The organism is Priestia sp. SIMBA_032, assembly GCF_046535215.1.
Lineage (GTDB): Bacteria > Bacillota > Bacilli > Bacillales > Bacillaceae_H > Priestia > Priestia aryabhattai.
This window is the reverse complement of record NZ_JAWRXD010000001.1, coordinates 210,695-232,618: the sequence shown is the minus strand read 5'-3', so window position 1 is coordinate 232,618 and position 21,924 is coordinate 210,695. Positions and strand designations below refer to the sequence as shown.

21 protein-coding genes are annotated in these 21,924 nt (G+C 36.3%); 14 read left to right on the top strand and 7 right to left on the bottom strand.

The features are described 5' to 3' along the window. Window positions 1-112 precede the first annotated feature (112 nt). Window positions 113-1,051, bottom strand: a complete 939-nt coding sequence (locus SB717_RS01190) for a nucleoside hydrolase (protein ID WP_410903038.1) — start codon at window positions 1,049-1,051, stop codon at window positions 113-115. Window positions 1,052-1,090: 39 nt separating this feature from the next. Continuing rightward, a complete protein-coding gene (locus SB717_RS01185; RefSeq protein WP_410903037.1) occupies window positions 1,091-2,161 on the bottom strand; it encodes an isocitrate/isopropylmalate dehydrogenase family protein in 1,071 nt (356 codons plus the stop codon). 434 nt (window positions 2,162-2,595) lie between these two features. On the opposite strand from SB717_RS01185, the gene SB717_RS01180 reads away from it, so the two are divergent. From SB717_RS01180 to SB717_RS01165, 4 genes are all read left to right on the top strand, one after another. Beyond that, entirely contained in the window at window positions 2,596-4,017 is a 1,422-nt protein-coding gene (locus SB717_RS01180; protein ID WP_048018582.1) for a YfcC family protein, read from the top strand. 63 nt (window positions 4,018-4,080) lie between these two features. Beyond that, window positions 4,081-5,253, top strand: coding sequence for a beta-aspartyl-peptidase (gene iadA, locus SB717_RS01175; protein WP_410903036.1), 1,173 nt, complete (start codon window positions 4,081-4,083; stop codon window positions 5,251-5,253). Window positions 5,254-5,345: 92 nt separating this feature from the next. Continuing rightward, window positions 5,346-7,916, top strand: a complete 2,571-nt coding sequence (locus SB717_RS01170) for a cyanophycinase (protein WP_410903035.1) — start codon at window positions 5,346-5,348, stop codon at window positions 7,914-7,916. 243 nt (window positions 7,917-8,159) lie between these two features. Then, window positions 8,160-10,205, top strand: coding sequence for a sigma 54-interacting transcriptional regulator (locus SB717_RS01165; protein ID WP_410903034.1), 2,046 nt, complete (start codon window positions 8,160-8,162; stop codon window positions 10,203-10,205). Between the two features lie 70 nt (window positions 10,206-10,275). Here the strand turns inward: SB717_RS01165 and SB717_RS01160 are convergent, their stop codons facing one another. Beyond that, window positions 10,276-11,352, bottom strand: a complete 1,077-nt coding sequence (locus tag SB717_RS01160; RefSeq protein WP_410903033.1) for a cyanophycinase — start codon at window positions 11,350-11,352, stop codon at window positions 10,276-10,278. Window positions 11,353-11,774: 422 nt separating this feature from the next. Here SB717_RS01160 and SB717_RS01155 point away from each other — a divergent pair, with 422 nt between their 5' ends. Both SB717_RS01155 and SB717_RS01150 read left to right on the top strand, forming a co-directional pair. Next, window positions 11,775-13,043, top strand: coding sequence for an MFS transporter (locus tag SB717_RS01155; RefSeq protein ID WP_410903032.1), 1,269 nt, complete (start codon window positions 11,775-11,777; stop codon window positions 13,041-13,043). A 36-nt stretch (window positions 13,044-13,079) separates the two neighbouring features. Next, window positions 13,080-13,247 carry a MerR family transcriptional regulator gene (locus SB717_RS01150; protein ID WP_410903031.1) on the top strand — a complete coding sequence of 56 codons (168 nt, stop codon included), beginning with the start codon at window positions 13,080-13,082 and terminating at the stop codon, window positions 13,245-13,247. A gap of 306 nt (window positions 13,248-13,553) precedes the next feature. On the opposite strand, the gene SB717_RS01145 is transcribed toward SB717_RS01150, so the two are convergent. Further along, complete coding sequence (locus tag SB717_RS01145) at window positions 13,554-14,300, bottom strand: phosphorylase family protein (protein WP_410903030.1); 747 nt, start codon at window positions 14,298-14,300, stop codon at window positions 13,554-13,556. A gap of 285 nt (window positions 14,301-14,585) precedes the next feature. Between SB717_RS01145 and SB717_RS01140 the strand changes: the two genes are divergently transcribed. From SB717_RS01140 to SB717_RS01130, 3 genes are all read left to right on the top strand, one after another. Then, window positions 14,586-15,143, top strand: a complete 558-nt coding sequence (locus SB717_RS01140; protein ID WP_410903029.1) for a GNAT family N-acetyltransferase — start codon at window positions 14,586-14,588, stop codon at window positions 15,141-15,143. Between the two features lie 52 nt (window positions 15,144-15,195). Beyond that, window positions 15,196-15,645, top strand: coding sequence for a GNAT family N-acetyltransferase (locus tag SB717_RS01135; protein ID WP_410903028.1), 450 nt, complete (start codon window positions 15,196-15,198; stop codon window positions 15,643-15,645). Between the two features lie 144 nt (window positions 15,646-15,789). Then, window positions 15,790-16,551, top strand: a complete 762-nt coding sequence (locus SB717_RS01130) for a class I SAM-dependent methyltransferase (RefSeq protein ID WP_074678111.1) — start codon at window positions 15,790-15,792, stop codon at window positions 16,549-16,551. 95 nt (window positions 16,552-16,646) lie between these two features. On the opposite strand, the gene SB717_RS01125 is transcribed toward SB717_RS01130, so the two are convergent. Continuing rightward, the gene (locus SB717_RS01125; protein WP_098621366.1) at window positions 16,647-17,294 is read right to left on the bottom strand and encodes a YczE/YyaS/YitT family protein; all 648 of its coding nucleotides are present in this window, start codon (window positions 17,292-17,294) and stop codon (window positions 16,647-16,649) included. A gap of 117 nt (window positions 17,295-17,411) precedes the next feature. Here SB717_RS01125 and SB717_RS01120 point away from each other — a divergent pair, with 117 nt between their 5' ends. Beyond that, window positions 17,412-17,864, top strand: a complete 453-nt coding sequence (locus SB717_RS01120) for a MarR family winged helix-turn-helix transcriptional regulator (protein ID WP_074678107.1) — start codon at window positions 17,412-17,414, stop codon at window positions 17,862-17,864. A gap of 19 nt (window positions 17,865-17,883) precedes the next feature. Further along, window positions 17,884-18,408, top strand: coding sequence for a spermidine/spermine N(1)-acetyltransferase (gene paiA / locus SB717_RS01115; RefSeq protein WP_410903027.1), 525 nt, complete (start codon window positions 17,884-17,886; stop codon window positions 18,406-18,408). A gap of 309 nt (window positions 18,409-18,717) precedes the next feature. On the opposite strand, the gene SB717_RS01110 is transcribed toward paiA, so the two are convergent. After that, the gene (locus tag SB717_RS01110) at window positions 18,718-19,299 is read right to left on the bottom strand and encodes a DUF2087 domain-containing protein (protein ID WP_410903026.1); all 582 of its coding nucleotides are present in this window, start codon (window positions 19,297-19,299) and stop codon (window positions 18,718-18,720) included. Between the two features lie 315 nt (window positions 19,300-19,614). On the opposite strand from SB717_RS01110, the gene SB717_RS01105 reads away from it, so the two are divergent. Next, window positions 19,615-20,283, top strand: a complete 669-nt coding sequence (locus SB717_RS01105) for a type 1 glutamine amidotransferase domain-containing protein (RefSeq protein WP_410903025.1) — start codon at window positions 19,615-19,617, stop codon at window positions 20,281-20,283. Window positions 20,284-20,405: 122 nt separating this feature from the next. On the opposite strand, the gene SB717_RS01100 is transcribed toward SB717_RS01105, so the two are convergent. Then, window positions 20,406-20,600 carry a hypothetical protein gene (locus SB717_RS01100; RefSeq protein ID WP_013082531.1) on the bottom strand — a complete coding sequence of 65 codons (195 nt, stop codon included), beginning with the start codon at window positions 20,598-20,600 and terminating at the stop codon, window positions 20,406-20,408. Between the two features lie 231 nt (window positions 20,601-20,831). Between SB717_RS01100 and SB717_RS01095 the strand changes: the two genes are divergently transcribed. Both SB717_RS01095 and SB717_RS01090 read left to right on the top strand, forming a co-directional pair. Next, the gene (locus SB717_RS01095) at window positions 20,832-21,296 is read left to right on the top strand and encodes a hypothetical protein (RefSeq protein WP_410903024.1); all 465 of its coding nucleotides are present in this window, start codon (window positions 20,832-20,834) and stop codon (window positions 21,294-21,296) included. Between the two features lie 49 nt (window positions 21,297-21,345). Next, entirely contained in the window at window positions 21,346-21,600 is a 255-nt protein-coding gene (locus SB717_RS01090) for a hypothetical protein (RefSeq protein WP_410903023.1), read from the top strand. The last annotated feature ends 324 nt before the right edge of the window (window positions 21,601-21,924 follow it).

Below are 21,924 nucleotides of genomic sequence, written 5' to 3'. Positions count from 1 at the left end.
GCTCAATCAAAAAGCGAAAAGAACAGCTAGATAGCATGAATAAAAGTGAGACAGCACCAGCAAGTGGCAAACTCTGCTATGGTGCTGTCTCACTTTTATAAAGTCATGAACATTACGAAGCTGAATATGTTTTAAGAGCCTTAATCATTAAATCCCAAAATCCGTCTACGTCAAGGGTTAAACCAAATTTCGTATTGGGTTTCCTTCCTGTTACTCCCAGGAAATCAACTGAAGTCGTTCCAGCCGTGTATTCTCCGCGTGTTTCTACTACAATATTAACTTCTTTGAGCGTAAATAGTTCTGGAGCTACGCAATAAGCAACGGTCAATACATCGTGAACGGGAGGGCCGTCAAAGCCAAAGGTTTCTTTATAGGCAGATTTAAAAAATGCTAATAATTCCCCGACCTTTTTTGCTACGTTATTATCGATGTTCATGACTTGGTTAATAACGTCATCTGTTGCAACGGCTTGATGCGTAATATCTAACCCCATTACTATGAGTGGAATGCCGCTATCAAACACTTTTTTAGCTGCTTCCGGATCTGCCCAAATATTAAACTCAGCCGTCGGCGTCCAGTTCCCAAATGTTCCACCGCCCATAAGGATAATCTCTTCAATGTTTTCTTTCATTTCTGGAGCTTTTATTAAAGCTAAGGCAATGTTCGTCAAAGGACCGGTAGGCAAAAGCGTAACGGGATTCTCTGACTCTTTGACCATTCGTATAATAGTATCTACTCCGTGTTCTTCGCTCCAACTGCGAGAGAGAGCCGGGAACTCAGGGCCGTCTAATCCTGAATCCCCGTGTATACTAGGCGCATTTTCACGTCTGCGCATCATTGGTTCGCTTGCTCCTTTTGAAACAATCACGTTATGTAATGATACCAAATCACACACTTTCAAAGCATTCATCGTCGTTTTTTCAATTTCTGCGTTTCCTGAAACAGTTGTAATCGCCAAAATATCTAATTCCGGTCGTGCGGCAGCCAAAATAATAGCAATAGCATCATCATGACCTGGATCACAGTCCATAATAATCTTTCGTTTTTTCATTATGATCACCTCTATAGAATGGATAAATTGCTGCTAATGTTACATGGATTTTATTTTTTCTAAAATAGCTTCTGTAAACTCTGACGTAGAGGCATGTCCGCCTAAATCTTTCGTTTTCACTTCATCTTGGAGCGTTTGATAAAGAGCGTGTTCTACTGTAGCAGCCACTTCTGTAAGTTTGTGATCCGCATGTTTTTCAGCCAACCATTTCAGTAGCATGGCTGCTGAAGAAATAATACCCGTTGGGTTTGCTATGTTCAAACCTGCGATATCTGGCGCAGAACCATGAGCTGCTTGTGCCATAGCGATATGTTCATTTGCATTAAGAGAAGGGGCTAATCCTAAGCTTCCTACAAGCTCGCCGGCTAAATCTGAAAGAATATCACCGTACATATTTTCTGTCACAATGACATCAAAATCGGCTGCACGACGTACGAGATGAGCAGCCATGGCATCGATATGGTAGTCGTCCACTTTTACTTCAGGATATTGCTCAGCTACTTCTCGACAAACGTTTAGAAATAGTCCGGTACTTAATCTTAAAACATTTGCTTTATGTACGATTGTTACTTTTTTACGACGCTGCATAGCCAATGCAAAAGCTTCACGCGCAATCCTTTCTACGGCTTTTCGCGTAAATACGCCCGATGTCACCACAACGTCTTTTGTAATCTGCCATTCGCCGTGTCCAGAATACATATTACGATCGGCATAAAATCCTTCTGTATTTTCTCGGACGATCACTAAATCAGCTTCTTTCACGACGCTTTTAATACCTGGCGTTGTTTTAGCAGGGCGAATATTTGCGTAAAGATCTAAACTGTGACGAAGCTCTCCGCTAGGATTACGCTTTTCTTTGTGTTCAAGAGGGTAAGCCGCAGAATCATGCGGGCCAAGTATCCATCCATGCGTATGTTTTAAAGCATCTATCGTTACTTCTGGAAGAGGATCGTTATATTGTTTAATTCCTTCCCATCCCATCGGCAGATAAATCCACTCCATTTTTACTCCTGCTTTGCAAGAAGCATTTTTAACTATCTTAACTGCGGCATCGACAATCTCCGGGCCGATGCCATCACCCCCCAATACCCCGATACGATAAACAGTCATTGTTTTGAACACCCTTTCATTATGCGCAATGCTTTTATAAATAGATTGAAGGTTTATAGTATTAATCTACTTAAAGAAAAGACAATAATAAAATAGTATTTTTTTATGTTTATAGATTAAATTCTTTTATCTTTCTTTTCGTGGCTTTTTAAAAAAAGAACTAGCTAATGCTTCGTGCTCCAGATTTTCTATCAACCAACATCTTAATTGGCGCTGTTAATTTTTTAAAAACACCCAATTAACACCTAAAACGCGATTTAATTATATCATAATTCAGAAAATTAAACGGTTCTACGTTGGCACGAAAATTGCTTGTACTGTATATGAGGAATACAAAAGAAAGGAGCAATATGTAGTCGCAGATAAGGAATCTGCTTTTAAAGAAAGAGATGTTTATCTAAAGCTATTATTTCACAATGAAGGGGAGAAGAAGAATGAGTGAACCGCAAAAGGAAATGAGTTCATTAAATCAGGTACGGAAAAAAGAGAGGAAAATAAACGTTTTTGCTTTATTGTTAGGCTTTCTTGTGATTGCTACCATTTTAACGTATATCTTGCCAGCTGGAGAATATGCGCGTGTAGAAGTAGACGGGAGAACAACGGTAGATCCTCAATCGTTTAAATGGATTGATTCTACACCTGTTGGATTCTTTGATATGGTCAAAGCAATACATACAGGAATGGTAGAAGGAGCCGACATTATCTTTTTTGTATTAATTATCGGCGGTTTCTTTGGTGTACTAAGCGCTACGGGGACAGTAGATGTATTAATTACAACGATGGCTAAAAAACTTGCTACCCGAGAAAAATTGTTAATTCCCGTTATGATGTTATTTTTTGCAGTAGGCGGTTCTTTAATGGGGATGGCGGAAGAAACGCTAGCCTATATTCCTCTTTTAATTCCCCTGGCACTTGCTCTTGGATTCGACGCATTAACAGGGACTGCTATTGTTTTAATTGGCGCATCGGCTGGTTTTACTACGGCTGTTATGAATCCATTTACAGTTGGTGTTGCGCAGGGGGTAGCAGAGCTTCCTATGTTTTCTGGAATGGGCTTTCGACTCATCTTGTTTGTAGTTGTTTATGCTGTTTCAGTATGGTTTGTCTACCGATATGCGATGAAAGTGAAAAAAAGTCCTTCGATTGGAACGTACGGGAAATACAGCATAACTAATGCAAATAAACTTTTAAACTCTGATGCGAAGTTAACTAGAAAGCATAAATGGATTATGGCAGCATTTCTTGTTAACTATGTAATTCTTGCTTTTGGCGTTATTAAGTATAAGTGGTACATTACTGAAATTGCCTCTTTATTTGTCATTTTGACAGTTGTAATTGGGATTATTGGAAGGCTCTCTGTTGAAAATACAGTTAAGTCGTTTACAAACGGGGCAGCAGCACTAGTTGGAGGAGCGCTCGTTATCGGAGTTTCTCGCGCAGTTCTTGTTGTTTTGAATGAAGGTCATATTGTAGACCCTATGCTTCATCAAGTATCTGGAGCTATTCAACATATTCCGGGATATTTAAGCGTCATCGGAATCTACAACTTCCAAGCGCTGATTCATCTTATTTTAGCATCTGGAACGGGTCATGCGATGCTGACGATGCCAATCATGACGCCTCTTGCAGATTTGCTTGATATTACGCGACAAACGGCTGTATTATCTTTTTCTTTTGCAGACGGCATTGGAAATATTATCTTCCCGACAGCTGGAACATTAATGGCTGGCTTAGCGATTGCGGGAATTTCATGGACAAAGTGGGCAAAATGGGTGCTGCCGTTAGTCCTTATTCAATATGTGATTGGTTTAATTGCCGTTGTGATTGCTTATTTTATCAATTACGGACCATTTTAAGCATTAAAATTATATAGAAAAATATTATTCGCAAGTCGAGCTTACTAATAGGAGGAATAGAAGTTGTTAACCTTAATCAAAAACGCAGAAGTATATGCACCACAGCACTTAGGAAAAAAAGACGTATTGCTTGCAGACAGCAAAATCATCCTTATAGAAGATTGTATTGATCATGTAAATACGTCCATTCCTATTCATGTTGTAGACGCTGCTAATGATATTATAGCTCCAGGATTTATTGACTCACATGTTCATATTATTGGCGGAGGAGGAGAAGGCGGATATAAAACACGCACGCCTGAACTAATGTTAACCGATGCAACGACTGCCGGTGTTACAACTATTGTAGGTGTACTTGGAACAGACGGTACAACAAGAAGAATGGAAAGTCTTCTTGCTAAAGCAAGAGGATTAGAAGAAGAAGGGATTAGCTGCTTCATTCATACAGGTTCCTATCAAATACCAGTAAAAACCTTAACTACCAGCATCGAAGAAGACCTTATTTTAATTGATAAAATTATTGGAGTAGGTGAAATTGCCATTTCTGACCACCGTTCTTCTGAACCCACATTTGAAGAACTGGTAAAAGTGGCTGCTGCTGCCCGCAATGGAGGAATTTTATCAGGAAAAGCTGGGATATTAGAGATTCACGTAGGAGATGGAAAACGGAAATTATCTTTATTAAATCAAATCGCAGATGAAACAGACCTGCCAATTCGTCAGTTTCACCCTACACATATTAACCGAAATGAAGAGCTGTTTAAAGAAGGAATTCAATTTGCAAAACGAGGCGGCTATGTAGATTTTACGACTAGCACCATTCCCTATTTTTTAGAAGAAGGCGAAGTTAAGTGCAGCAAAGGGTTACGCATCATGCTTGAAGAAGAAGTTCCGATTTCGAATATTACGTTTTCATCTGACGGACAAGCAAGCCTGCCGTTTTTTGATAATAACGGAGATTATAAAGGTCTTCAAGTTGGAAAAGTGTCTTCTTTATTTCAAGAAGTGCGAGATGCAGTACTAGAAGAATCAGTGCCGTTAGAAACAGCACTTCAAGTCATTACATCTAACCCTGCTAAAGTATTAGAACTGTCCAATAAAGGGCATATTCAACCTGGAAAAGATGCAGATTTAGTTCTTTTAGATAAAGAGACGCTAACAATTAAAACGGTTTTTGCTCAAGGTAAAGTAATGGTAAAGGACGGTGTTCCTGTTGTGAAAGGAACGTTTGAATAAAAGGTTTTAGACATCATTTAACGAAAGTATCGAGGAAAGATACGAGCTAGTCAGAGAAAGGTATTAAAATTTGCGTGGAAAGGATCTTTCAAATGAAAAAGAAACTTGTTTCATGTCTTATCAGCTTTACATTACTTTCTTCTTTAAATACACCCCTGCTTGCAAAAGCACAAGAAAATACTGGAGACATTAAAGGCAGCCTTGTTATTGCAGGCGGAGGTGTAGGAAAGTCAAATCATGATGTATATGAAAAATTTCTCTCGCTTGCTGGAGGAAAAGAAAAAGCAAAAGTAGGGATTATCCCAGCTGCCAGCACAACGCTGCAGGCCTCTGAAAAGTTTAAGGATGACCTCGTGAAATATGGAGTGAACTCAGATTCTATTAAAATTCTTCCCGTTTCAACTCACGATTTTTCTGACACAGAAACAGATGAATCAACTTGGAAGAGTCAAGTAAACGATAAGAAGTTATCCAGTACAATTAAAGGACTAACGGCAGTCTGGTTTGTTGGAGGAGACCAAACAAAAATTGTAGATTCCCTTCGGCAAAATAATGGAAGCGATTCCGAAGCGTTAAAAGCTATTTGGGATATATACCGTAAAGGTGCAGTAATCGGAGGTACAAGTGCAGGAGCTGCAATTATGAGTGACGTCATGATTACGGGGGGAGACAGTCTAGGAGCTTTAAAAGAAAGTATAGGAAACAAGGCAAATAAGCATGTAAATGAAGGGGAAGATGGTAAAAAAGAGTACGAGCCTTTATCAGTTCAAAAGGGGCTGGGTTTTTTCCAACACGGCATAATCGATCAGCATATGGATGAACGAGCACGACTTGGGAGACTTGCAGTAGCTGCATATACTTCTGAACGTGAGAAAGAAAAAAACTTTGCATACGGTGTGGACGAAGATACAGCTATGGTTGTTAATAATAAAGATCAAAAAATTGAAGTTGTTGGACGAAGCGGAGTAGCTGTCTTGGATATGAGCGAAACTAAGCTAAAATCAGCTTCAAGCTATACATCTAAGCAAAAAGCGCGTTCAGGCTTAGCGAACATAAAAGTTAGTTACTTATCTCCTGGAGATCAAATTGACTATCATTTAAAATCATTTGAATTTCCAAAAGATAAAGTAGAAACGAAGGGATTTGAATATAATTCCTTTAACGCGCTGCCTGCTACGGGTGTTTTTACACCCTATGGAAGATTAAAGGCTTATTTATCATATTCTTTTGTTGACAATAAATCGATGAAATCTGCTAGCAGCTATGTTTATGACAGTAGAGGGTCTGGTTACGAAATTGCTTTTCAAAAGGATAATGACACAAACGGCTACTGGAGATATACTGACGGACAAAAAGATGACTATTCCATTGTAAATGTAAGAATGGATATTACGCCCAAAACCGTCAAATTCCAATCGGATAGAAAAACTAGTTTAACGTATAAAAAATCTACTTTTTCTTCATCTGAAAGTCCTGCATACGATTCGATTAAAGGTAATCTCTTAATTGCAGGAGGAGCGCTTGGCAGCAGCAATTCAAGCGTGTATAACAAGCTTATTAATCTTGCAGGAGGAAAACAAGCCAAAATAGGAATTGTGCCTGCAGCGAGTACTAAGTTCGACTCTTCTAATCAGTTTAAAAGTGATTTAATTAAATACGGAGTGAAAGCAGAAAATATAGAAATTTTACCTATTTCGAACCATGACTTTAAAGGAACTTCTGAAAATGAGTCGACTTGGAAAACAAATATGAACAGTGATAAACTAGCGCAAAAAGTTAAAGGGCTAACGGGCATTTGGTTTGTAGGAGGAGATCAAACCTTGATTACGGGCTCGTTGCGTAATGAAAATGGTTCGGACTCAAAAGTTTTACAAGCTATATGGGATACGTATAAAAAGGGAGCAGTACTTGGCGGTACGAGCGCCGGAGCTGCAATTATGAGTAATACTATGCTCGCTGGCGGGGATAGCTACGGAGCTCTTTCGTACGGGTTTACAGACACATATGATGATATGACTCAGCAAGAACAAGGGCCTGCTTATTTAGAAAAAGGCCTTGGCTTCTTCCAATACGGTCTTGTAGATCAGCATTTTGACAACAAAGCAAGACTCGGACGTCTTATTGCAACAGCATATGAAAAAGGAAATAAAAATCAGCTTTCATACGGAATTGATGAAGATACTGCTATGGTGGTAAATAATAAAGAAAAACAAATAGAAGTTGCGGGAAGAGGCGGTATTACGCTAGTTGACTTAGCGAAGGTACAGACAAATGACAAATTTCCGAGTGATTACAAAAATATTGTTATCTCTTGTATTACTCCAGGCGATAAAGTAAATATCACAACAAAAGAAATCGTCATAAACCCAGCTAAAACGTCTACTAGAAAAAATGAATACTACAGTGAAAAGGTTGGACCAAATACAGGTCTTTTCTCTCCACACGGTGTATTAAGAAAGTTTTTAGCTTACGATCTTATTGATAACGCTCAGAGCAAAGAAATAAAGAGCTATGCGTTTAACCAAAACAAAGGATTTGAGCTTACCTTCCGAAAAAGCCCCGAAAGCAATGGGTATTGGGCTTATACCGACGGTCAAAAAGACGATTATTCCATTGTAAAGGTAGCCTTAGATATCAAATCAATAAACGTAGACATTAAATAAAAGAAAAGTAATCCAATGTATCTAGCACTTTAGCACATCGTGCCTCCACCTATTAAAGTGGAGGCGCTTTTTTTAACACGGATTCTTGAAGAACCACCCCCATTTTGCCTGTTTATATTCTTAATAGGGACAAACGTCCGCTAGATGAAATGGAGAGCAACGTATAAAATGATAGGTACAGTATTCCAAGACTAATCTCTGAAGGCAAGCAAATTTAAAGGCCTGTAGAAAGGTGTTCATACGATGAAAAAGAAATTAGTTTTAATAACAGGAAGTAAGCAAACTAGAATCATTTTGCACAATCAATTAAAAGAGCTGCTAGACGATTACATTTTTATTGAATGCTTTGCGATTGACGAAGAATTACCGGGTGAAATTGATGGCGATGTTGTACTCTACTCATCAGAAAGTATAAAGCATGAAATGAAGGACAGATTAGACGTTCAGCATGCACATGAAATTGTAGGAAATAGAACAATTCACCATAAACATATAAATGAATTGCTGCAAATCCCTGCCCATACAAGAGTATTAATTGTAAACGATGACGATAAAGAAACCCTTAAATTAATAGAATCTCTCTATCAAGTAGGTATTAATCATGTTCAGTTTATTCCTTTTAAAAAGCAAAAGACCTATTACGAAGGTGTGGAAGTTGCTGTTTCTCCAGGTGAGATTCACTTATGTCCGCCATATGTAAAACATGTAATTGATATAGGCGTTAGGCTTTTTGATATGGCGACCATTTTTGAACTTATAAAATCATTTGGTTTTAATCAGTCTAATCATTCAATTATTTGGGATCGCTATTTACGAAATATTATTGAGCTGCAAAAAAAGCTAATAGAAGCAGAAGGGCAAATGAAAGAACTTCACCTCCATGTAAAGAGTGTTGTAAATGTAGTAGAAGATGGGATCCTGGCCGTGGATTTCAATAAAAGAATTACGTTATTTAATAAAAGGTTAGAATCATTGTTTCAGCTATCTTCTTCTGATGTTGTAGATCGTGAAATTCAACATGTCATTTCTAACGAAGGCCTTGTGGAGTTTATTACATCGTCCGAAGAGAAAAGTCAGTACTTTAACGTAAACGGGTACGAAATGGTCATCTATAAGTCTATAATTCAGGAAAGCAATACTACGGTAGCAACGTTTAAAAGTGTGAATCAAGCTGTTGAAATAGAAGGAAAAGCGCAGTCAGAACTTAGAAAAAACGGCTTTTCTGCTAAGTATGATTATCAAGATATTATTGGAGAACACCCAGCTTTGCTTAAAACGATTGAAATTTCCCGGAAAATGGCGGTTACTGAGTATCCTATTTTAATTCAAGGAGAAACCGGTACAGGAAAAGAGCTGTTTGCTCAGGCTATCCATAATCATTCTACACGTAAAAATGGACCGTTTCTTGCCGTGAATTGCAGTGCTATGACCGATACATTGCTAGAAAGTGAGCTGTTTGGGTATGAAGAAGCCAGTTTTACAGGAGCGCAAAAAGGCGGCAAAAAAGGGCTGTTTGAAAGCGCTGATAAAGGTACAATCTTTTTAGATGAAATTGGTGATATCAGCCCGCGCTTACAAACCCAGCTTCTAAGGGTGCTTCAAGAAAAAGAAATTAGACGGGTAGGAGGTACAAGAGTCATTCCGATCAATGTAAGGATCATAGCAGCTACTCACAACAATTTACTACATAAAATGAAAGAAGGTTTGTTTCGAGAAGATTTGTACTATCGTTTACATGTATTATCTTTAACGATTCCTCCTTTAAGATATAGAAGAACCGATATTCCTTTACTGATTCATCATTTTGTTTCCAAATCAAAAACGTGGACGCATATCCATCCAGAAGCGATGAAGCTGCTTATCGAATATGAATGGTTAGGAAATATAAGAGAATTAAAAGGAGTCATCGAGTATTTGCTTACCGTCTGCGATGAAAACGAAATGAAAGCAAAAGACGTAGAGTATAGGCTTAGTAGTCAAAAAGAGGAACATTCTTTGTATGAAGTTGAAAATGAATCGGTTGACTTAATCGAACTTCAAGAAAATCATGCCCTGTTAGAAACGATAAAACAGTGTAATGATACCGGAAAAGCAGCAAGCAGAAAGTGGATCACACAGCATTTAAAAGGCTTTACACTTACAGAACAGCAGGTGAGAAATCGTTTGGATGTACTAGAAGAAAAAGAGTATATTATAAAGCGCAGAGGCAGAGCAGGAACGAAAATAACAGAAAAAGGACTGCATTATCTGTATCATTTAAAAACAAAACAACACTTAATCAATCCTTGATGTAAGGAAGAAAGGGAACCTTTACTAATCAAGTTTCCCTTTTCTATAAAATAGGGTATTCATTTACCGTTTACGGCTGATTTTCGCCGTAAACTTTTCCTGTAGAAGAAGTAATAACACCGCCGTTTACGTTTAAAGTATAAGCTAACCCTCCAGAACCCGTCCAAGTGGAAAGATTAAAAGTGCTGCCATTGAATAGTTTATAGATAGAAATGTTATTAAACGTCAGCGGCTGACCGCTTATACAAGTAGCAGGCGCCTTATTCGTTTTAGCTAGATAAACAGCTGCGTTTGTAGAGCCTGGCTGTGTTACTACTTTAGCTGAACCATCTTTTTCTACCAGAAGCGCTGACTGTTCATTAACAGCAATTCCTTTGGCGCTTGTTCCAGTTTCTTCTCCGTCTTGAATATTACGTGCAAGAAATGTTAAAAAGCGTCCCATTCTATCTCGTTGTTCAAAATGAGTGTCTGTTTGAATGTTATTATTATGCGGGGTTTGAATCAAATAATCTGTAAAAGAAATAAGAAAACTATAGGGATTGTTTAGCGCTGTTTTCGAATCTAAAGTTGTAGAGCCTGCTGAGATAGAGTCATAAACGTGATCACCTTGAATCATGGTGCCGGCACTTGTTCCTCCAAAAGGAATGCCTTGATTAATACGATTATTTAAGGCTGTAAGAGCTGGGGATCCTTCTAAGAAATCTACGTAATCAGCTTGATTGCCTCCAGCAAAAAAGATACCTTCTGCCTTGTTAATTTTGTCAATTAAAGAAGAGTCTGAACCTGCTTTTATTAAATCATCAACAACAATTGTGCTAACAGAGTTAAGGGGCTTACCTATGCTTTTGGCGAGGTCATAGATATATGAATTATAGGCGTCAGTACCCGTCGCTCTTATAACCAAGAAATCTCCGCCGCTTGCCTTTTGAATCATCCATTTGAATGCTTCATCTACATCGATGCTTCCGCCCATATAGACTTGTCCGAAGCTTGTACTAGTAGCTTTGTCTGCAGTATTTCCGACTTGATAAAGCGTATAAGGTGCAGAAGCAGCGGAAGTGGAGATTGGAAGTAAAAGAGATGCCGCGAGAACAGCACAAGTAATGACCTGCTTTTTAATACTTTTCTTACGTTCAGCTTTTTTCATAAAGTTCTCCTCCTTTAATAAGTGTTCATAAATGAACATGCAAGTTTTATACCAACTTATTGAACACCGGCAAAATAGTGAAAGAAGGCTTTATTTAAAAGCTCTATGTGTAATATAGGTTATTTATGGGTCATTATTAAGGTTTTTACACCCGAAAAATGGCGAGAACGACTCTAACTTGGATATCTAATAGTGAAAAGAAATTGCAAAAGGTATATTACAAGATTACATCCCTCATTGAAAAATCACCTTTAAAAACTTAAAATTATAATAGAAAGGAAAAACAAGGATAAAAAGAAGAGCTGTCTGCAATAGCGACTTATTTATCAAACAGACCTTCGTTCTATCAATATCTTCATCTCTTAAACGTTTTCCACCAGCATTTCTACGCAGAAAAATTATACATGAGAGGATCTGTCAAAATGAACAAACAGGAAAGTAGCTACAGATGGGTTGTTTTTGGGACCGCTTTACTAGCATATTATTTGATTGTCAGTCAACGAACAGCCCCTGGACTTATTACAGAACAGTTAATGAAAGATTTTCACGTTTCAGCGTCTGTTATAGGATTAATGACTAGTATACAATTTTTAGCCTATGCAGGTCTTCAGATTCCTATTGGTTTACTTTCTGACCGATACGGTCCCAATCGATTTTTGATTATAGGGTCGCTTTTAACTGGAATAGGAAGTCTTATCTACAGCACGGCTCCTAACGAATATGTGTTAATTTTCTCTCGTTTACTAGTAGGTACGGGAGACTCCATGATTTTTGTCAATTTAGTGTTAATTTTAAGTCAGTGGTTCAAAGGAAATGAGTTTGTAAAGCTATTAGGTTTAATTGGGCTGGTAGGAAGTGTAGGTTCATTATCAGCTACGGTGCCTTTGTCTATGTGGATTTCATTTTCAGGCTGGAGGGTTCCTTTTCTTAGCATAGGTCTAGTTTTAATGGCGGTGTCCTACCTGCTTTATGTCGTTTTAGTCATAAAACCTAAACGGTTATTTCAAGATGATGCTAAAGCAAATAAATCCTCTGTCAAGACTCAAGAAAGCGTATGGGCAATTTTAAGAAGGGTAATGACGACTCGTCAAGCATGGGCAACATTTCTTTGTCATTTTGGTGTAGTGGGTACATACATTGGTTTTATTGGTTCTTGGGGAGTTCCTTATGGAATGAATGTGTTTCATTTATCTCGCGCTGATGCAAGTCAGCTTATTATGTACGGTTTGTTTGGCGCTATGATTGGCGGACCTTTAATCAGCTGGATATCAAGCAGGTTAAACTCCATTAAAAAAATCTATTCACTTATTCATCTTATTGTGGTGCTTAGCTGGACAGGATTATTATTAACCGGAGTGAAACCTTCATTCATGCTAGTCGTTATTTTACTGTTTATCATCGGCTTTGGAAACGGCGCAAGCGCTTTGACATTTGCCGTAGTACGTCAATCCTTCTCAGTAAAAGAAGTAGGAGTTGTATCAGGTTTTGCTAATATGGGAGGCTTTTTAAGCGCCGTATTATTACCTAGTATTTTCGGAAATGTCCTGGATTTATTCCCTGAGCGTTCGTTGCATGTTGGTTATCATTATGCTTTTATGATTCCCATTTTGTTTTCAATGATGGGGTTGTTAGGTGTCTTACTAATTAAAGAGAAGGGAAAAAAGGAGCAGAAAATGCTGAATGCTTCTTAATGTCTTATACAATGAGAGTGAGAGACACGCAAAAAAATGGGGCTGTCTGCGCCCACTCTGCGATACTACGAAAAGGAAGGTATTTTACCGTTTATCGAACGAAATGAACATAATCAGCTTCTATACAATGACCATAATATCGAGTGGGTCAAGTTTGTTTTAGCTTTACGTGCAACAGGGATGCCGCTTGCTGAGATTAAGTAGTATGTAGAGTCATATAAAAAAGGCGAAAGTACAATCAGCGAACGTAGAAACATGATGCTTCACCATAAAAAGAAAGTGGAAGCAGACATGGCACAAACCTATCTGCATTTAGAACGAACCAATTATAAATTAGCTCTGTGTGATACGTTGGAAGCCGGTTTAAACAATAAATAAATAAATAAAAATCTAAATGCTGATAACAAAGAGGATCCTCTTTATACACAAGCTATAGACCTCAGATGTGAAAAGCTAGGAAACAAAGAAAACAAGATAACTGGGCAGTTATCTTGTTTTCTTTGTACTATTTTAATATGTACTGCTTAAATAAAGAGCTACATCGCGAATTGCTTTATCAGTTTCACTTTCCATTAACTCTCTGTCCTTTGTATACGAATAAAGAGTGTCGCCGTGAAGAAGGTGGTCTGATAAATTTAATAAGCCGACAGCGCGCTTATTAAATTTATGAGCAATGGCCAAAGTAGTAGCTGTCTCCATATCCACACCGAGAAAACCTGCAAGCGACCATTCCTTTACCATGTCATGCGTCTCAATCAGCATGGCACCCATACTGACCGTCTGTCCTTTTATATAGCTGTAGCCTTTTTGTTCACAATATCTACAGGCGGCTTCCACTAGCTCTTTGTCAGCTTCCACAAGCGTTTGTTCTGGTAAATACCAGTGTGATACGCCATCTTGCATTTTTGCTGCAGATACAATTAAGATATCTCCATATTGTACAGTGGAAGATAAGCCTCCAAAATATCCCGTTTGAATAAATAAGTCGGTTCCGCTGCCGGCAAATTGATGTACGATGTTTGACGCCATCGGACTGCCATACACATTCGCAAATCCTATATTTCTGTTATTTAACTTACCTATTACCGTGTTCCATTTAGGCATATGCACATCAGTGGATAAGATCTCTTTCCATAAATTTATATTATCTTGAAATGCCCACTCACCATGAATAATAAATGCATTAGGCAGCTCTTTTTCTGATAGCTTTAATACATTTAGCCAATCTTCTTTTTTAAAATCACCATACAGCTTCATCTTTTTCTCCTTATTATCTCATTTAGACTAGTTAGAAAAGAGTTCTTCATTACTAGCTTTCATTCCTTTAATTTTTATAACTAACAAATATAAAAGAAATGAAGGTTCTGATTTTAAAATGAAGTTATACGTGCTTTTTTTACTCATTTCTCGACAAATATTTAGTATTAAAAAGGAATTCAGTAATAATAAAAGAAATTTCTTACTAGCGGTTATTTAAATTAGATAAAGCTGTGAGAAAAGATCCGTTTAGTTAATGAATGGATAAGAGGAGGGAAGGTACAGGTGTCAAATTATTTTCCCGTCATTAAAACAAAAAGGCTTACCCTAAGGGAATTTGAAACAGAAGACGCAAGCACTATTTTAAAATACTTATCTGATAAAGAAGTAATGAAACACTACGGACTAGAGCCTTTTAAAACGGTTGAAGATGCTTTAAATGAGATTGCGTGGTATAAATCAATCTTAAACGAAAAATCTGGAATAAGATGGGGTATTACTCTTAAAGAACAGGATGACATTATTGGCAGCTGCGGGTTTCTTAATAGAATTCATAACCATTACCGTGCAGAAATTGGATATGAGCTAAGCAAAGATTACTGGGGGAATGGGATTGCTAATGAGGCATTGGGCGCCGTTATAAAATATGGTTTTACACATTTTAATTTGCGGAGAATTGAAGCATTAATAGAGCCCGCTAATGCTGCTTCACAAAAATTAATAAAAAAGCATGGCTTTATAAAAGAAGGCCTATTAAGAAGCTACGAATTTACGTGTGGGAAATTTGATGATTTGTATATGTATTCTTTATTAAAGCAAGACTTTGAGAAGCTTCAAGCTTAGATAACGACATTAAAAATACAAATAGCACTATGACAGGGGAGGGAGAAAATGTATGGCCCATTTTAATGTTGATATTGTTCACTATCATCCTCAATTTGCTGAGGCAACGGTAAAAATGTGGAGAGATAGTAAAGAAAAAGCGATTGAACAAATGGAAATGTACAGTTTTGACCGTCATGTCTATTTTTTAAATCATATACTGTCAGCACACTATAAAATTGAATTAGTGTTAATGGATGAACAAATAGTAGGAATGATTGCTTATCATGCTGATGAAATTAGCCAGCTGTACGTTCATGTAGATTATCAAGGAAGAGGAATCGGACAGCTTTTACTCGAAAGAGCCAAGATAGAATCAAATGGAAAATTAATATTACGTACATTCGAACGAAATAAAAATGCCCAGAGGTTTTACGAGAAACACGGCTTCAGTATTATAAAAAGAGGATGTGAAAACGAAGAGCAATTACCCGATATTACATATGAATGGACAAGCAAATGAAGCATACGTAATTTTAATAAAGGAGCGGTTAGTGTGAATACGTTAGCACATGAAACATAACAATGCTGTCTATATGTCCGTGGTCCGCCTTTTACTAGTTTAGGATAGATGATTAATGCTAGCTATAAAAAGGAGGAGTTTAATATGATAACGGACAAACATTTTTTAAACGCTGTAAACAATACAAATGTTGATTTTACTGGATGGGATTTTTCTATTATTACTCGTACTGGTCGTATGGATAGCAACATGCTTTCGTGGTCATACGGAAGTGAAGCTTTTCGTCTTATTCAAGAATCCAATTCTGCTTTAGATATGGGAACAGGAGGAGGGGAATTTTTATCTTTGTTACAGCCTTTTCCTCGCGTTATGTATGCTACAGAAGGATACAAACCTAACGTTCCAATTGCTAAAAAACGTTTAGAACCGCTTGGTGTCAAAGTTGTTGAACGAACTGAAGACGAAAACTTACCGTTTAAAGATGATACATTTGATTTGATTTTGAACCAGCACGAATCTTTTTGTGCTTCAGAAGTAAGAAGGATTTTGTCAAAGGAAGGCACGTTTTTCACGCAGCAAGTGGGAGGATTAGACTGTTCACGAATCAATGAATGTATAGGGGTTCCAATAAATAAAGAGTTTTGTAATTGGAATTTAAAGAAAGCAATAGAAGAGCTTAAACAAAGTTCTTTTAACATTATCTCTTGCAAAGAAGAGTTTCCTGTACAGAGATTTTATGATATTGGAGCGCTTGTCTTTTATTTAAAAGCAATTCCTTGGCAAGTTCCTAATTTTGATGTAGAAACATATATTGAAGGGTTGCATAACATACATGGAATTATACAGTCTAAAGGTTTCTTTGACGCAAAACAACATCGTTTTATTATTAAAGCTGAGGCAAAATAAATAGTGTAAACTAGTCACATATAAAAATCGGATCTCTAACTGGAGATCCGATTTTTATATGTGAATGATGATTGTACATAAACGTTCTATTTCAGTTATGTAATGGAGCGTTTATGATCTTTAGTATGATTTTGTGATATACGAGAGTTTGTTAAAATGCAGTCTAATGCTCTTTTAGTAATGGGCATAAAAAAATTAAGCAGCACGCCGCCTAAAAACACGGTTAATAACGTTCCAACACCAATTGGTCCGTTTAAAAGCATCGCAGCTAGTAGGAATGTGAGGTAAATAAATGTTCTTGAAAGAAATAAATTGGTTTTAACTAGTTTTTGTATGATTAATGTCAAGCGGTCAATTGGAATAGGTGCAAAATTTGTATGTAAATAGGCTGAGGTTCCTACACCTATAATGATTAAACCAATTCCAAAACAACATAATTTGCTGTACCACATTTCAAAGGGAGCCCAACTCTCTAATAAAAAAAGCCATACATCAATACCAAGACCCGTAATGAATGCGGTCAACAGTCCCAGTACTTCCGGCTTTTGTTTGCTTAAAAGAGCATTGACGCAAATTAAAACACTGGCAAGTATCATTTCCCAGCTTCCAATGCTAAGACCTACGTTTAGGGATAGTCCAACTAAAAGTGCATCAAAAGGTGAAGCTCCTAGGTTGGATTGAATGGTCAAAGCAATTCCCAGAGTTAATAGTAAAATTCCTCCCACATACACAACATATTTCACTGTAATCAGATCCTTTATTCATTATTTTTTTATTGCAAATGCAACTATTTTAAGGTACATTAAACGTATATTATTTTTATTGTATTTGCAACAAAAATATGTGCAAAGGAGATATTTATGAGTGAAATTCTGCGTGAAATTGGAATGATAGCAAGAGCGTTGGATTCAATTAGTAATATAGAATTTAAAGAATATGACCTGACTAAGGGGCAGTATTTGTATTTAGTGCGAATATGTGAAAATCCGGGAATCATTCAAGAAAAGTTAGCTGAAATGATAAAAGTAGATCGGACAACAGCGGCTCGGGCTATAAAAAAGCTTGAAATGAATGGTTTTATTGAGAAGAAAGACGATCTCCACAATAAAAAAAATAAAAACCTTTTTCCCACTGAAAAAGGGAAGAACGTATATCCGTTCATAAAAAGAGAAAATGATCATTCGGATAAAGTGGCATTAGAAGGTTTTACCCAAGAAGAAGCAGATACCATTCTTAAGCTGGTTCAAAGAGTAAGAAAAAATATAGAAACAGACTGGGAGTTTGTCAAAAAAGGAAATAAGAGAAATTATTGAGGATATAAAGGAGAGGCGTATGTCAGTGATGATGAATGTAAAAAAGTGTACTCTTGAAGATGTAAATCACCTTCAAAGTATTAGTTACAAAACATTTAATGAGACATTTAAAGATCAGAATTCACAAGAAAATATGACAGCTTATTTAGAAAAAGCATTTACAGTCGAACAGCTAGAAAAAGAACTATCCAATGCATCCTCGCAATTCTTTTTTATGTATGTTAATCATGAAATTGCAGGTTATTTAAAAATTAATATGAACGACGCTCAGTCTGAAGACATGGGGGAAGAAACCCTTGAAATTGAAAGAATTTATATAGGTAACAGCTTTCAAAAACAAGGGCTTGGTAAACATTTATTTAATAAAGCCGTAGAAATAGCAACGACACTTAATAAAAAGAAAATTTGGTTAGGCGTATGGGAAAAAAATAAAAATGCGATTGATTTTTATAAGAAACAGGGATTTGTTCAAGCCGGATCTCACTCGTTTTATATGGGAGGCGAAGAACAAATAGACTTTATTATGGTTAAAACACTTTTATAGTTTTTTAAAAGGTAAATAAAGTACGATAAGGATTATTCACTAATTTAGCTGGTAGAGGATAATCCTTATTGCATACAGAGGTTTTATGATTTTTTTCAAAGCAGATGCTTTTAGGGTAAGCAGTAAGGAAACTAATATAGTTGCTGTGCCAGCACATAGGAGAATGAAATTAATGTCACATGCTTACCAAAACGTTGGCTTTTTTCATTTTGAAAATTCCATTTTACTTTAATTCTATTTGAAATAACATAGACTAACTAGATATATATCGAATTAGAAAGCTTAAAAAAGAACGTTTTTACGTCCATTTTAAAAGATAACGGGCCACATCTCTTTCGGATTTAACTCGTATTCTCCATTTTGCCTATACATAAAATGCTGCATAATTAACTCTCGGCGAATCGTTGCATAATCTTCATGATACTTTTTTATATGTTCATTTAATTCTTTTTCTTGATACGTTTTTCCGTGCTGTAAATCGCGTATTAAATAGGCTAATATTACGTTCTTTTTCTTTCTTTGACTTGGAATGATCTTTAAACTTCCATCACTATTTAGAAAGTTTTTAACAATCGATAATTTGTCTTTATCCTGTAAATGGTTTTCTTGATTTTCCATCGAATCCTCTCCAATACTCAAAATAGCCTTCGAGTTATATTCAAGTCTTTCAAGGTCTAGATAAAAATAAATAATGTTCCCTTGTCTTCTTTGATAAATAATTCCTGCATTTCTTAGTTTTGAAATGTGATGAGTAATAGTTGAAGGCTGCAACCCCAGCTTATAAGCAATTGCTTGCCCGTGAAGAGGTCCTTTTTTTAATAGTGAAATAATTCTAATCCTGGTAGGATCACCAACGGCTTTATGATAATTTACCAACTTATCTAATTGCATAGCTTACTACCTTCTTTCCCTAATTCGATATACATCTAATTTGATATTAATCGAATTGGATGTATATGTCAAAAAAATATTTAAAGTGAAGACTTTTCACACTGTATATAAAAAATCGGCTCCGTCTAATCTTTAAAGTGTAAAAAAGAGCCTGCTTCTTCGTATAATTTAACCATTGTTTTTACCTGTTCTTTTTATTATTAAGAAAAAGTTACCATGTTTTCGACAAATAATACCGGGGAACATATTCAGAGATAAATGAATTATTAAAGATACATGTATGTAAATAATAAATGAAAATGGAATGAGTAAATCATGACAGGAAATTCAAAAATTTTAATGGTTGTTACAAATGGACATACAATGAAAAACGGAGAACTTGCTGGAATTTGGCTTACAGAATTTTCTGAAGCATATTTAGAATTTAAGAAAGAAGGATACGAAGTAGTCGTAGCAAGTCCAAAAGGCGGAAAATCACCTGTGGATCCTAACAGCTTAACAGATGATGTGACGGACGAAGACAAAGAAGCAGGAAAACTTTTAGAGAATACAAAATCATTAGCTGAAGTAAGTTCACAAGACTTTGCAGGCATGTTTGTACCTGGAGGGCACGGAACAATGTTTGATTTTCCAGACGATACGCACTTACACCGTTTGCTAACAGAATTTTCTGAAGACAACAAGCTGATTGCAGCAGTATGCCACGGACCGGCAGCTCTTGTAGGTGGAAAGCTTAAAAACGGTGAGCCGATTGTAAAGAATAAACGTATTACAGCGTTTACTGATTCAGAAGAGAAAGATACAACGTTGGATAAATACATGCCGTTTCTTCTTGAAACAAAACTTCGTGAGCTAGGCGCTGAGTTTATTGCAAAAGATAATTGGAGCGATCATATTGAAGTAGACGGAAAGCTTTTAACCGGGCAAAATCCACAGTCTACAATCAGCCTCGCAAAAGAATTTGTGCGTGTTTTAAACGCGTAAAAGTATGTATGACCTTAATAAGGATGTCTCATGATTGTTTGAGACATCCTTATTTTCTTTAGTGTGAAATAAAATAGGAATTAAGGAAAATAAAAAGGGCAGCTATCTAAATAGCGGCCCTTTTATTTGTTAGAAGATTTGTTTCTGAAAATATATGTAGTAATTCCTGTCACAATGATAACAGCTACAACACAAATGATCAGACGAACAATCTGTGTCACAAAGATATTATCTGCAATGCTCATGTTTTTGGTTAAAATCAACGTTCCATAAGCAGCTAAGACAGATAAAAACATATTGACGATTCGTTGAGCCATGTTGTCGTTACTCCTTTCCTTCACTACTTTACACTTTAACATATGTGCTCATTGTAAAAAATATCGAATTAAAAGTATGTCAGAAAATCAACACTCTAGTAAAAGAATCTTCTTATAAGAGAGTATTTGATATCATATTAGTTATGACGATTAGAGCTCAGAAAAGGAAATAAGGTTTCTTTAGTCGAATTTAACATGCTTATATTATTTTTTCAGATAGGTGGGAAAAGCTTGTTTGATAAATTAAAAAATCTATTTATGGATAAACAGGATCAGGAAACAGATGACAAATATATTTTAGTCCCTGAGAGTGAAATAAATGAGAATTTAAAAAGAGATATAGTAAATTTGGAAGAAGTAGGAGAGGCATACTGCAAAAGTCTTCAGCACAAATATAGAAGTAAATTTGAACGTGAGGATAAGCAGAACTTAAAAATATGGGTGTGTCGGGATATTGATGGCGACCAACTACCAAATCTAAGTTCGGAGCAGTGTTTAGAAAAAGAATATCGTTCCCAGATTGCAATAAACTTTGATGGCTTTACAGATGAAGAAGATGCATACGTCCATTACATCCAGTTGTGGTATTACTTTGGCGGGTATTTTAAAGGGACAGGCACTTTGTATGATTTGTCAAAAAATCATTTAGAAGCTGATATTGAAGAAAAGTTAGAAGAATTACTGAACCAATTATAGATTTCTACTTAGCACTGAGATTATTTGTTAATACATAGGGGGAAGGAATATGAGGAGGAGGCCAGAGCTAGAAATAGAAAGGGAAAAAGTTTATAAAACGAAAAAAAATCCTAACGGAACATTTATAGCGCGAATTATTCAAGTACCTAAGGAAGAAAATATGTTAGATTTCATGCTGGAAATTAAACACTTAAGGAAAAAGGAACTTACTTATAGAAATCTATTAATAACGACTGAAAACTGGTACTATTCTTTTCGGCTTGCTAGAGGAGGATACCGGAGCAACAATAATAGGGTATTTTGATAAAAATCATAAACTCAATATTGAGTTTTCTTTAGATGACAAGGATGAAGTTGGAGGCATTTTGGTTCAAAAAATAAATAATTAAGATGAATAATAATCATTTTTGCTGCAGCTTTTAATATGTACTCATTTATGTAAATTGGGTATGTTTGAGCTATAAATCTAAAACAAATAAACAGAAAGGGTCTTTTTCTATTGAGTACGTTTACTAAAGTAGTACCGTCAACTTTTATACTGCTCTATATAGTATTTTTCTTTTTAGATATTTCTTATCATTATGGTGTTCCTTATTCATATAGCTTTTTTCTTTTTTTATTTTTGTCG